This is a genomic window from Bifidobacterium santillanense (assembly GCF_018555385.1).
GTDB lineage: Bacteria > Actinomycetota > Actinomycetes > Actinomycetales > Bifidobacteriaceae > Bifidobacterium > Bifidobacterium santillanense.
Genome location: NZ_JAFEJS010000004.1, coordinates 86,925 through 100,309, shown reverse-complemented (window position 1 = coordinate 100,309; position 13,385 = coordinate 86,925). Strand labels below are relative to the sequence as shown.

General features: G+C 69.4%; 6 protein-coding genes. 5 read left to right on the top strand and 1 reads right to left on the bottom strand.

Annotated elements, in window-relative coordinates; genetic code table 11:
- Nucleotides 1–48 precede the first annotated feature (48 nt).
- From JS528_RS05295 to JS528_RS05285, 3 genes are all read left to right on the top strand, one after another.
- Complete coding sequence (locus tag JS528_RS05295; protein ID WP_214358051.1) at nucleotides 49–2,892, top strand: beta-galactosidase; 2,844 nt, start codon at nucleotides 49–51, stop codon at nucleotides 2,890–2,892.
- A 93-nt stretch (nucleotides 2,893–2,985) separates the two neighbouring features.
- Entirely contained in the window at nucleotides 2,986–4,074 is a 1,089-nt protein-coding gene (locus JS528_RS05290) for a glycoside hydrolase family 43 protein (RefSeq protein ID WP_214358050.1), read from the top strand.
- A gap of 301 nt (nucleotides 4,075–4,375) precedes the next feature.
- Entirely contained in the window at nucleotides 4,376–6,562 is a 2,187-nt protein-coding gene (locus JS528_RS05285; protein WP_420838191.1) for a glycoside hydrolase family 127 protein, read from the top strand.
- 87 nt (nucleotides 6,563–6,649) lie between these two features.
- Here JS528_RS05285 and JS528_RS05280 read toward each other — a convergent pair whose 3' ends face one another.
- Nucleotides 6,650–7,690 (bottom strand): LacI family DNA-binding transcriptional regulator, encoded by a 1,041-nt coding sequence (locus JS528_RS05280; protein WP_214358048.1) that lies wholly within the window; start codon nucleotides 7,688–7,690, stop codon nucleotides 6,650–6,652.
- Between the two features lie 404 nt (nucleotides 7,691–8,094).
- Here JS528_RS05280 and JS528_RS05275 point away from each other — a divergent pair, with 404 nt between their 5' ends.
- Both JS528_RS05275 and JS528_RS05270 read left to right on the top strand, forming a co-directional pair.
- Nucleotides 8,095–11,055, top strand: a complete 2,961-nt coding sequence (locus JS528_RS05275) for an alpha-L-rhamnosidase-related protein (protein ID WP_214358047.1) — start codon at nucleotides 8,095–8,097, stop codon at nucleotides 11,053–11,055.
- A 90-nt stretch (nucleotides 11,056–11,145) separates the two neighbouring features.
- Nucleotides 11,146–13,350, top strand: a complete 2,205-nt coding sequence (locus tag JS528_RS05270) for a glycoside hydrolase family 31 protein (RefSeq protein ID WP_240541345.1) — start codon at nucleotides 11,146–11,148, stop codon at nucleotides 13,348–13,350.
- Nucleotides 13,351–13,385 lie beyond the last annotated feature (35 nt).

Sequence of the window (13,385 nt, the reverse complement as noted above, 5' to 3'; positions counted from 1 at the left end):
CCTACCGTGTGGGGCCGTGGTTTTCCTCCGTAACCGGGAAGGTCGATCATGAACGAATCCGTATATCTCGATCACAACAGGCTGGTCATCGACGGGACGCCGCGCGTGCTGCTGTGCGCGTCGCTGTTCCCGTTCCGCGTGCCGCGGGAGCAGTGGGGGCAGCGCCTCGAGGCCGTCAAACGCCTCGGGTACCACGCCATCGACGTCTACATCCCGTGGAACTTCCACGAGACCGCGCCCGGCGTATGGGATTTCTCCGGCCGACGCGACATCGACGAGTTCCTGCGTCTGACCCACGAGGCCGGACTGTACGCGATGGTGCGTCCCGGCCCGTACATCTGCTCGGAATGGGACGGCGGCGCGATCCCCGCATGGATCGCCACCGACCCGGCGCGCGGCGGCGGGGACGCGCTGCGCCAGAACGATCCGGCGTTCCTCGACGCCGTGCGCGGCTGGTACGACCGCATCCTGCCGATCATCGTGCGCCGGCAGTACGGCCACGGCGGCCCGGTCATCGCCGTGCAGGCCGACAACGAGCTCGACTTCTTCGCCTGCCGCGATCCGCGCGGCTACATCGGCGCGCTCGCCGGCATGATGCGCGAGGCCGGCGTCGACGTGCCGATCGTCGCATGCGCCGGTCAGGGCGACATGGCGCGCGCGTTCGGCGGCGCGGACGGCGTCGTGCCAGCCGTCAACCTGTACGCCGACGACGACGGCGTCGACATGGACGCGCACGTCCGCTACTACCGCGCGGCCGCCGACCGGTACGACGCGCCGCTGATCGTGACCGAGACGAACCGCCTGCACCGCACGCTGCGGCGCATGGTCGGCTCGGGCGCGCGGTTTGTCGGCCCGTTCCTGCAGGTGTCCGGCTGGGACTTCGACTACGGTACGTCCGTGAACAACTGGGGTGCGCTCGAATCGTACATGACGCACGACTACGACTTCGGCGGCGTGATCGATCCGGCCGGCCGGGAGCGTCCCGATGCGGACGAGGCCCGACGGCTCTCCGCGATCATCGCGGCGCTGGGGGAGCGGCTCGCGGAAGCCTCTCCCGCCGCGGACCAGACGGTCGGGTGCCATGAGGCCGTCTCCCCGTGCCTCGACGGGTGGGACGGAACACCGCCGGACGGCATCGTCTCCCGCGACGGCGGGGACGGCGAGCTCGGCGTCGGCGTCCTCGACCTGGCGGGTGGAGGCCGGCTGCTTACCCTCACCAACGTCTCCGGATGCGATCTCGCGGTGTCGTCCGGATCCGCCGCCGTATCGACGCCGTCGATGCCGGACGTCGTCGTGCCGGCCGGCGTCGGCGTGATGGTCGTGAGCGACCTTCCCGTGGACGACCGTCTGACGCTGTGCGCGACCAACGGGGAGCTGATCGGACTGGACGTCGCCGACGAGGGCGCAAGGATCACGCTGTCCCCGCCGGTCACGCGCGAGGACGGCGTGTGGGCGACGTTCGTCTCCGGCACGGGCGCCGACGTGATCGCCGTGCGCGAGCAGACCGGCGACACCGAGACGCGCATGTGCGGGGACGTGCTGTTCGTCTCCGGAAGCGACGGCAGGATCTCCTTCTCCGCTGACAACGGCGAACGGGTGTACGAGATCGTCATCTCGCGGCCCGACCGCCGGTACGTACCGTCGTCCGCGCCGCTCGCGACGGTCGACGAACTGGACTCCTCCGGCGAACGTCCGGCATGGTCGCCGGTCGCGGACGGCACCGACGGCGGGCGCGCCCTGCCGGCGGAGGACGTCGGCGTGTACGCCGGCGCCGTGCGGTACACGGCCGACGTGGACGGCGCGACGACCGGCGTCGTGCTGCGCGACGCCGCCGACACGATCAGCGTGCGGTGCGGCGGCGTACGCACGGCGTGGCGGGCCAACGGCGGCGCCGCGCTGTACGTTCCGTTCGACGATGCCGATCGGACCCATGCGGCGCCGGACGATGTCTCCCCGACGACGCGCACGCTGGAGGTGACCGCCCGCATCTGGGGCCACAGCAACTTCGACGACAGCCGGCTGCTGTCGCTGCGGTTGACCGCCAAACGCGGCATCACCGGCGCGCTCGCGGTGAGCGGCGTCCACGACCTCGGCTCCGGCTGGCTGACCGGGTACGATCCCCACGATCCCGCGTATGCGCGGTCGCTGCGCGACGCCGGTCTGGAGATCGGCGAGGATCCGCGTCCGCGCGGCGGGTTCGGCGGTTGGTCCACCACCACGTGGCCGCATCGGCTGGCCTACATGCGCACGCTGCACGTCGGCGACACGGTCGCGGCTCTGCATGTGGACGGCGGCCGGGCGCGCTGCGACGTGCGGCTGAACGGCCGCGACATCGGTTCGATCACCCCGCTGCGGCCGACCCTGTGGCTCGGCGACGTGCACGACGGCGACGAACTCGCCGTCATCGTATGGCGCACGTGGGGCGAGGACGCGGGACGTGCGACCCTGCTCACCGGCCGCGAGGTCGTCGGCTGGACGATGGCCGCGCAGGGCCTGTCCGAACTGCGCGCCGCGGCGGACGCCTTCGCCGGCGCCGGCGACCGAGACGGCGAACCGGCGACGACCCGTACGACGCTGCCGCTGACGGTGGAGCCCGGCGCGGCGATGTGGCTGCGCGTGCCAGCCGCGGCGCTCGCCGAATCCGCATGCTCGATGAACACGGTGGTGCGCTTCGACGGCGACGGCCTGCAGCTAACCGCGTTCACCGACGACCTGTGCCTCGGGCGCGTAGTGCTCGGCGGTCTGCCGGGGACCACGTTCGCCGGCGGTCGCGGCGACCTGTTCCTCGTGCCGGAGCATGCCGGCGATCTGCTGCTGTACGTCGAGGCCACGCGCGACGTCGCCGGCCGTCTCGACGCCGTCACGCTCGGCGGTCCCGTCGACCGTGGCTGATGGTCACCCACCCATGCGGCGTGCCGCGCGATGGCGGCATCGCGTGGTGCGCCGCATGCCCCCCGTTTTATTTGGAAAGGCAAATCCAATCCCATGAAGACCCCCATCGATCTCAATGACCCGTACGGCTATCTGCTGGTGCATTTCATCGAGGACCCGGCGCACTACACCGAGCGCATCTACCTCGACCTGTCCGAGGGCGACGATCCGGAGCGTTGGCATCCGCTCAACGGCGGGCGCCCGATCCTCACCTCGCCGCTTGGCACCAAGGGCGTGCGCGACCCGTACCTCGTGCGTAACCCGGAGACCGGCCGCGTGTACATCATCGCCACCGATCTGCAGGTATTCGCCGGTGGCGGCGGATCGGACTGCGGCAGCGACTGGTACGCGTTCTCGCACCACGGCAGCACGAACCTCATCATCTGGCACTCCGACGATCTGGTCCACTGGAGCGAGCCGCACGCGTTGGATGTATCCCGTAGGACGGACGGCACGCATGCGCAGCTGGGCATGGCGTGGGCGCCGGAGGCCCTGTGGGTGCCGGACTACTATCCGGCGGGCTCCGAGACGAAGCATGGCGGCGGGCGCGGGGCGTTCGTCCTGTACTGGTCGAGCACGCTGTTCGACGACTCCGACGTCGATCATGCGGACCCGGACGTCTACGACCGCGTCCTGTGGGGCGCGACCGCCGATTTCACCGACGCCACGTTCGAATTCGGCGGCGTGCTGATCGACCGCGGGCATGCGGCGATCGACACGACGATGCTTCAGCGTGTCCTGCCCGACGGTCGCGTCCGCACCTACCGCGCGACCAAGGACAACGGCCCGGACTCGAACATCTGGCTCGACGCGACCGATGCGCCGCGTTGGTGGGAACCGGGTGCCGAATGGCGCGTCATCCAGAAGGACATCGGCGTCGGGTGGGTGCCGGACGGCAATCCCGGCGGCGTGGAGGGGCCGGCCCTGTTCGCATCGCACTCCGACGACCGCGTGTTCCTGTACGTGGATGTGATCCCGTCGATCGGCTATCGGCCGATGGTCACCACCGATCCGGACAAGGGGTTCGACTACCTGCGTTCGGACGGGTTCTTCATGGCGCCGCACACCAAGCACGGCGGCGTCATGTCCCTGACGCGTGCCGAATACGATCGGCTCAGGGCCGCCGACGGCACCATCGGGTGAGCGCGTACGCCTGGGATGGGCGTCCGGACGGGACCGGGCGTGGTCGGTTCTTCGGCGAGGCGTACACGCCCGCAGGCGGGTGTCCGGACGGGGCCGGGGCGTGGGCCGGGCTGGACGTCGCGTCCGGGGCGGAATCGGTCCTTCCGGGTGTCGGGTTGACTTTGTTTAACGTTAACCATAGGATGTGATGTGAGCGGTAACAACCGGCGGATGACGGAGCCGCCGGCTGCGACGCCCGGTCCGATGTCATGCCCGGCGCCGGACGGACACGCCGAACATGATGTCGAAGGAGCATATGACCATGACCGATTCCGCGATGGGGCACAGCACCCCGCTCAAGCTCGGGGACGTGACCGTCACCGACGCGTTCTGGCACGCCGAGCAGGAGCTCGTGCGCACGGCGGTGCTGCCGTATCAGTGGAGGGCCCTGAACGACGACGTGCCGGGCGCGGCCCCCAGCTACTGCATGCACAACTTCAGGGCCGCCGCCGCGCAGAACGCGCGCAAGGGCGCCGAGGGCAAGCGGTTCGTGCCGCCGGCCTACTCCTACCGCGGCTTCGAATCCAAGCCCGAGGACCCGGCCCATCCCGATCCGGACACGTTCTACGGCTTCGTGTTCCAGGACACCGACTTCTCCAAGTGGATCGAGGCGGTCGGCTACTCGCTCGCGCATCATCCGGACGCCGAGCTCGAGGCCACGGCCGACAGGGCGATCGACGTCGTGTGCGCCGCCCAGCTCGACAACGGCTACCTCGACACCTACTACATCCTCAACGGCATGGACCGCGCGTTCCACAACCTGCGCTGGCACCACGAGCTCTACTGCCTCGGCCACCTCATCGAGGGCGCGATCGCCTACTGGGAGGGCACCGGCAAGGACAAGCTTTTGAAGGCCGCCGAGCGGTTCGCCGACTACACCGCCTCGTACTTCGGCCCGAACCCGGGCCAGTGCAAGGGCTACCCGGGCCACGAGATCGCCGAGATGGCCCTCGCCCGCCTGTTCGAGGTGACCGGCGAGAGAAAGTACCTCGACCTCGCGAAGTTCTTCATCGACCAGCGCGGCACCGAACCCAACTACTTCCGCTACGAGGGCGAGCGCGACAGGAAGGACGGCACCGCCGATACCGCATGGCAGTTCGACTGCCCGTACGCGCAGGCCCACGAGCCGGTGCGCGAGCAGCAGGAGGCGGTCGGCCACGCGGTGCGCGCCGGATACCTCTACTCCGGCATGGCCGACGTCGCGCGCCTGACCGACGACCCGACCCTCGCCGAGGCGTGCGGGAACCTGTGGCGCAACATCGTCGACAAGAAGCTGTACGTCACCGGCGGCATCGGCGGCACCCGCGAGGGCGAGGCGTTCTCCTACGACTACGACCTGCCCAACGACACCGCCTACTCGGAGTCATGCGCGGCGATCGCCCTCGCGTTCTTCGCCCGCCGCATGCTCGAGCTCGAACCCAAGGCCGAGTACGCGGACGTCATGGAGCTGGCCCTGTACAACACCACGCTCGCCGGCATGGCCCTCGACGGCAAGAGCTTCTTCTACGTGAACCCGCTGGAGGTCGACCCGTACGCCTGTCGCCGCGACAAGCGGCTCGACCACGTCAAGCCGGTGCGCCAGAAGTGGTTCGGCTGCGCCTGCTGCCCGCCGAACATCGCCCGCATCGTCGAATCCGTGCAGGAGTACGCGTACACGCTCGCCGACGACGGCTCCACGCTCTACACGCACCTGTACATGGGCGGCGAGGCGAAGGCGACGCTCGCCGGCGTGCCGGTGCGCCTCGACGTCGACGCCGACCTGCCATGGCACGGCGACGGCTCGGTCGTCGTCCACCTCGACGGGCCGGCGACGTTCACGCTCGCGTTCCGCCTTCCGGGCTGGGCCGGTGCGCCCACCGTCGCCGCCGGCACGATCGCCACGACCGGCGAGTCCGGCGCCTCGCCGCGCGTCGCGCGCGAACTGCGCGACGGCTACCTCTACCTCACGGGCGAATGGCATGACGGCGACGTCGTCTCCTTCGACTTCCCGATGCCGGTGCGCATGCTCAAGGCCAACCCGCTCGTGCGCGAGGATGCGAACAAGGTCGCGTTCTCACGCGGCCCGATCACGTTCTGCGCCGAGGAGAGGGACAACGGATCCAACCTGCACCTGCTGCACGCCGACGTCGCCAAGGTCCTCGACGACCCCGAGTCGGTGCGCGTCGACGAGTTCGACTTCCAGGCCGGCGCCAAGGGCATCGACGAGCGAGGCCAGGGCGAGGTCGAGCCCGTCGTCCGGCGCATGGTCAAGCTCGAGGTGCCCGCCTGGCGCGAGCCCGTGCCCGAGACCGTCGCCGCCGCTCCCGCGGGCGCCGAGGCCCCCGCGTTCGCGCCGCTCTACGCCGACTACGCGCCGGCGGAGCGCAAGCCCGTGACCGCGACGCTCATCCCGTACTTCGCCTGGGCCAACCGCGGCGAGAACGAGATGACCGTCTTCCTCAACGTGTGACGTGGACCGCCGGACTCGCGCGCATTGCTCGTGCTGACGCGGACCGGCTGATCGGGACCATTCCGTCCGGCCGACTTGCGCGCCGGGTCAGCGGGTCGATTCGCGAGCGATCAGGGCGAAGCCGACGGTGGTGGCGGTCGGGCGCCAGTCGCCGTCCGGGTCGTTGATCTGGCGCAGGAGCTGGCCGACGGCGATCTGCGCGAGCTGGTCGAGGTCGACCGAGACCGTGCTCAGCGTCGGCACGGAGTAGGCGCCGGCGACGATGCCATCGAAGCCGATGACGCGCACGTCGTCGGGCACGCGCACGCCGCGGTCGGCGAACCCGCGGATGAGTCCGAGGGCGAGTGAGTCGTTCATGCACAGGTAGCCGTCGAATCCGGCGTGGGTGTCGGCCAGCCGATGCGCCGCGTCGATGCCCTGGGGCTCGTTCAATCCCGTGACCCTGATGACATGCTCGGGGTCGTAGGGCAGGCCGTTGTCGATGAGGGCCGAGCGCGCGCCGCGCAGGCGGACCGGGTCATTGGAGACATGGTCCCTGAGCAGATCCTCGACATCCATGTACGGGCAGACGGTGACGATGCCGATGTTGCGGCAGCCACGGTCGATGAGGTGCTGCACGCCGGCCCTGGCGCCCATCTCGTTCGGCCAGTTGACTGTGCTGACGGCGGGGTTGGCGGCGCAGTCGTCGAGCAGTACGGTCGGATTGCCCGATTTGAGGATCCCCGCCTCGGTGACGCCCGACGCGTGGGCGATGGTGCCGTCGAACATGCTGCCGGAGAAGTACGGGCTGCGCATGGCCTCGGCCGCCGATTCGGCCGAGTAGCCGGTCTTCTGCAGGAACGGCGTGAGCCCGTTGCGCCTGACCTCGTCGGACAGGGCGTCGATGAGCTGCGCGTAGAACGGGAGCCGGTACTCGTTGACCATGATGCGGATGATGCCGCTGCGGCCCGACTTGAGCGAGCTCGCCTGCACGTTGACCCGGTAGTTGAGCCGTTCGGCCACGGCGAGCACCTTGGCGCGCGTGGACGCCTTGACGCCCGGCATGCCCCGCAGCGCCTTCGACACGGTCATGGGGGTGACGCCGACCTCCTCGGCGATGTCCTTGAGCGTGGGTGCCTTGGCGTTCATGTTCATGCCGTCCTTACTTCACTGCCTGCGGCTGCCTGCGGACGATACGGTTCGTGACCGGTCCGCGTCGCCCTATGATCAGTCCCAAGCATATCGCCGTGCCGGAATAACGATAACCATCCAGCCTGTCGAACCGCTATCCGTCGGCACGGCGTCGACGGGTCGTTCCGCTTCCGGTTTGTGTCCGTGAGATGCTCGTCCTATGATGATTATCGTTAATCTTGATAAGGCAACCAATGGCTCCGTCGACGAAGTCATGCCACCTCTCCTTTCTGATTCCGTCGGCGGGAACCGGGCGTGCTGCCGGTCAGTGCGGACGGCGCGCAGATCATGTCACGGCACGGTGATGCCGATCGCCGCCGCCGAACGCGACCGCTTGATCACTGTCTTTGGGGGAGTAACCGATGCTGCTGATTGATGATCGCCGCGCTCCGGTGGATTTGGAACCAGGGACCACTCCGGTGCTGCGCTGGCGGGATGACGCCGCCTCCGGTCCGGAGCATGGGGGAGACCCGGTCGCCTATCAGATCGTCGTCGACGCGACCGCGGCCGAAGCGGCGGCGGGGCGCGGTGCGGTCTGGTCGTCCGGTGATGCGTGGGTACAGGGCGACGCGTGGTGCGGCGTGCCGCTGGACGGTCTCGACATGGCGCCGTCGCGGCGCTACTGGGCGTCGCTGCGCTGGCGGTACGCCGACGGCTTCGAGGGCGACTGGGCCGAACCGGTCATGTTCGGCACCGGCGCGGGGCGCGCATGGCACGCCTCGCCGATCTGGGGGCCCGAGCAGGCCGATTCCCTCGGCAACGCGGCCGGCTGGGCGTTCCTGCGCGGCTTCGTCCGTCTGCCGGACAAGCCCATCCGCTGGGCGACGCTCAACGCGACCGCCGCGTCCACCCGCCCCGCACGTCAGTTCGTGTACCGCATGTGGGTCAACGGCGCGTTCGTCGGCGTCGGACCGACCTTCCCGATCGGCGACGAGACCCGATACGACGGCTACGACGTCACCGGTCTGCTGCGAGCCGGAGAAGGCAACGCGATCGGCGTGATCGCCTACACGATGGAAGACCGTCGCTTCGTCGCCCAACTCGACGTGTGCTACGAGGACGGCGTGATCGCCCACTACGGCACGGGTGCGGGCGGTGCCGGTGCGGATGATGCCATGGTCTGGCGTGCGCTGCCCGAACCATGGAACGTCTACCCGCCGTCCACGTCGATCGGCACCCGGTACTTCGAGGCGCCCGCCGAGGACCTGCGTGCGGACCGCTTCCCGCGCGGCTTCTCCCGCTCCGACTTCGACGACTCCGCATGGGTGCCGGTGCGCGGGAAACCCGCGTTCGCGCGGTTGGCCGCCACCCCGACCGACAAGCTGGCCGCGGTGGACGTGCACCCCGTGACGTTGCGGTGCGTGACCCGCACGTATGTGGCCGGGGCCTCCGCCGCCACGGACGACATCGCCGTGAGCAAGGGGAGCGCCGGCTTGGGGCCCGCCGTCGGGGGCGCCTCCCGCCTCGTCGGCGTCGTCGCGGACTTCGGCGCCGGGTACATGGGCGGAATCCGGCTCGATCTCGACCCGCGCGAGCCGATCGACGTCGTCATCCGCTACGGCGAGACCCTCAACGGCGACGGATCGGTGCGCCACCACCTGTCCGCCGGCAACGTGTACGAGGAACGCTGGCACGTCACGCCCGGCTGCGGGCCGTTGGAGACATGGGGATTGCGCGTCTTCCGCTACGTCGAGATCGACGTCGCGCAGCCGCCGGAGCAGCCCTCCTCGTGGGACGAGCCCACGCCCACCGGGCTCGACGAACGGGCCACGGCGATCGGACGCATCATGTCGCGCGGCATCGGGGTCGGCGGGGCTCTGACCGCGGTCGCACTCGTCCACCCGGGCGTGGCAGGAGCCCCGGGAATCGTCGAAAACGCGCATGGTCGAACGCGGACGTGTCCGGCCCTTCCCGCGTACCCCGGTTCGTTCCGGTCCTCGGACCCGGCGCTCGACGCCGTCTGGCGACTCTCCGCACACACCATCAAGGCGTTCAACGGCAACATCTACGCCGATTCATGGACCCGCGAACGCGCTCCCTACGAGGCGGACGCGTGGATCCAGCAACGCGCGCACCTCGCGCTCGATGACTCGCCGGCGCTCGCCGGCTATACGATCGACTGGCTCGCCTCGAACCGCACCTGGCCCACCGAATGGCCGCTGTACCTGATCCTCACCGCGCACGACGCGTGGATGTTCACCGGTTCGGCCGCGCCGCTCGATCACCTCTACGACAGACTGGCCGCACTCCTGCCCGACCGGTACGTCGACGGCGCGACCGGTCTCGTCATCAAGGAGCCCGGCGAATCAAGCCAGATGGACGGCGACCTCGTCGACTGGCCTCCGTCCGAACGCGACGGATTCATCTTCGGCGAGATCAACACGGTGGTCAATGCGCTCGCCTCGCGGGCCTACGCCGACATGACCGACATCGCCCGCGTGCTCGGGCGGTCGGATGATGCCGAACGCTTCGCGCGGACCGCCGCGCGTATGCGCGAGACCATCCACGAACGGCTCTACGACGCCGATCTCGGCGCCTACCACGACGGGCTGCAGGTGGTCGCACAGGCGGAACCGTCCGCCGGGGCGGAGGCGGGGGTAGGTCGGGATTCCGGGCCGACACATCGGGACTGGTCGTTCGCCCCGATCGAGCACGCCTCGCTGCATGCGTCGGCGTTCGCGCTCGCCTTCGCCGAAGTGCCCCAAGCGCGCGTCGGTCGTCTCGCCGCGTTCCTCAAGGGCAAGGGCATGGCATGCAGTGTCTACACGGCCGCCGCGTACCTGCTGGGCCTGTACCGGGCCGGGCTCGGCGCCGAGGCGACCGCGATGATCGCGGACCCGCGCACCACGCACTCGTGGGCGTACATGCTCGTGCAGGACGCCGGCGGCACGATGGAAGCGTGGGACATCGCGCGCAAGCCCAACGCCACGTACTCGCATCCATGGGGCGCGTCGCCGGCGTTCCTGCTGCCCGCGGGTCTGACGGGCATCCGCCCGATCGAGCCGGGCTACCGCCGTTTCGAGGTCCGTCCGCAGCCGGGGGAGCCGGGCGCCGCCGGGTTCGTGCCCGAGGCGAGCGTCGTCGTGCCCACCCCGGCCGGCGACATCCACGCCTCCTACCGTGTGTCCTCTGAAGCGGCCGACGGTGACTCCGCCCCGGCCGTGACCGGACGGATTCGTGCCGCCCGGCCCGGTGTCGGCCGTAGGCAGGTCCTCGAGCTGGACCTGACCGTCCCGTCGCGCACCCACGCGGACGTGATCCTGCCGTCCGCCGCCTACCGTGGCCTCGCCCCCGGCCGCCATCATCTCGTCGCCGGCCTGTGACCATGGGCCACAGGTTTGGGTGTGTTTGCCCCGGCGATTATGTAGCGCTATAATTGTAGCGCTACATACACATGCGAAGGAGCGAAGTGAATGACTTCCAGCAGCAGCACTCCGAACGGGAACGAGTCCGCGGAGCAGCCGGAGACTCAGCCCGGATCCGAGGCCGGGGCGACCAAAGCCAAGGTCAAGACCGCGTCCGCCGACGTCAGCGTCGAGAACGCCGGGGCCGCAGCCGAGGCATTGGACCTCGCCGGGATCGTGGCGCAGATGTTCACGATCCGTGACGCGACCGCGATCGAATGGACCGCCGACGGCGAATACGTGCGCGTCGAGGCGTGGGGCGCGAACTCCGTGCGCGTGCGTTCGCGACTCATGGACCGCCCGCTCGACGTCGACTGGGCGCTCCTCAAGCCCCCGGCGGACGCCCCGAAACCGACCATCACCATCGGCGAGACGGGCGCCACGCTCGTCAACGGCGACATCACCGTGCGCCTCGACGTCTTCGGTTGGGCTCACGACCACGTGCGTCTGTCCTTCGAGCACACCCGCATCGGCAGGGTGCTCATCCGCGAGGCATCCGACGGCGGCGCCCTGCACTTGAGGGCCCGCAATCACCGTCCGCTCGAATCCGGCGCCGAGTCGCCGATCGCCTCGTTCGAAAGCCCCGCCGGCGAGCACCTCTACGGCATGGGCGAATACCAGCAGAGCGTGCTCGACTTGAAGGGCTCCACGCTCGAGCTCGCGCACCGCAACTCCCAGTGCTCGGTCCCGTTCGTCGTCTCCTCGGCCGGCTACGGCTTCCTGTGGAACAACCCCGCCATCGGCCGCGTCACGTTCGCGAGGAACCGCACCGAATGGCACGCCGACGTCGCCGACCAGATCGACTACTGGATCACCGTGGGGGACACGCCGGCGCAGATCGAGGCGCAGTACGCCGACGCGACCGGCCATGCGCCGGTCATGCCCGAATGGGGCATGGGCTTCTGGCAGTGCAAGCTGCGCTACTGGAACCAGGAGCAGCTGCTCGAGGTCGCCCGCGGATTCAAACGCCGGAACATCCCGATCGACCTCATCGTCATCGACTTCTTCCATTGGCCGCTCATGGGCGACTTCCGCTTCGACGAGGAGTTCTGGCCCGACGTCAAGGCCATGACCGACGAACTGCATCGGATGGGCATCAAACTCATGGTCTCCGTGTGGCCGCAGATCGACCTGAAGTCCGAGAACTACGACGAGATGCGCCGCCGCAACTTCCTCGCCAGGACCCGCACCGGCAAGGACGTGGGCATGTGGTGGCCTCGCGACAGCCAGTTCTTCGACGCCACCAACCCCGAGGCGCGCGAGTGGGTGTGGGGCAAGATCAAACGCAACTACACCGACCGCGGCGTCGACGCGTTCTGGCTCGACGAGGCCGAACCCGAATGGGGCGGCGACTACGACTACGCGCACTACCTGTTCCACCTGGGGCCGGTCGGCAAGGTCGGCAACATCTACCCGGTCCTGTACAACAAGACCTTCTACGACGGTCAGCTCTCGATCGGGCGCAAGGACGACGCCGTCAACCTCTCGCGTGCCGCGTGGGCCGGCGCCCAGCGCTATGGTGCGCTCGTGTGGAGCGGCGACGTGCACTCCACGTTCGACGACCTCAAGGCGCAGATCACCTGCGCGATCCACATGGGCGCGGCCGGCATCCCGTGGTTCACCACCGACATGGGCGGCTTCGCCGGCGGCGACATCACCTCCGACGCGTTCAGGGAGCTGTTCGTTCGTTGGTGCCAGTTCTCCACGTTCCTGCCCGTCATGCGCAACCACGGCGACCGTGGTCCGGACCATCACGAGGTGAGGGACGAGCGCGGCAACGAGATCACGCACGTGCACACCGGCGACGACAACGAGCCGTGGAGCCTCGGAGCCGAGGTGGAACGGACGTTCGTCAAGTACATCAGGCTGCGCGAGGCGATGCGCCCGTACACGCGCGAGCTGTTCCGCGAGGCGCACGAGTACGGGCAGCCGCTCGTGCGCGGCCTGTTCTACGAGTTCCCCGGCGAGGAGGCGGCCGCCGACGTCGCCGACGAGTACACGTTCGGCCCCGACCTGCTCGTCGCGCCCGTGACCGAGCCCGGCGCCCGCTCGCGCGAGGTGTACCTGCCCGGCGGCGAGTCGACCACGTGGACGAACCTCCACGACGGCCGCACCTACGCCGGCGGGCAGTCGGTCACCGTCGACGCACCGCTCGACGTCGTGCCCGTCTTCGCGCGCGACGGCCGCGATCACGGCCTCAAGGGCCTCATCTGATGGGATCCAGATGACCAGGGTTTGATTGACCTGTA

What these genes read in the sequence shown, in the direction of transcription:
- JS528_RS05295 (WP_214358051.1), top strand. Translation starts at nt 49, where the DNA reads ATGAACGAATCCGTATATCTCGATCACAACAGGCTGGTCATCGACGGG.
- JS528_RS05290 (WP_214358050.1), top strand. Translation starts at nt 2,986, where the DNA reads ATGAAGACCCCCATCGATCTCAATGACCCGTACGGCTATCTGCTGGTG.
- JS528_RS05285 (WP_420838191.1), top strand. Translation starts at nt 4,376, where the DNA reads ATGACCGATTCCGCGATGGGGCACAGCACCCCGCTCAAGCTCGGGGAC.
- JS528_RS05280 (WP_214358048.1), bottom strand. Translation starts at nt 7,690, where the DNA reads ATGAACGCCAAGGCACCCACGCTCAAGGACATCGCCGAGGAGGTCGGC.
- JS528_RS05275 (WP_214358047.1), top strand. Translation starts at nt 8,095, where the DNA reads ATGCTGCTGATTGATGATCGCCGCGCTCCGGTGGATTTGGAACCAGGG.
- JS528_RS05270 (WP_240541345.1), top strand. Translation starts at nt 11,146, where the DNA reads ATGACTTCCAGCAGCAGCACTCCGAACGGGAACGAGTCCGCGGAGCAG.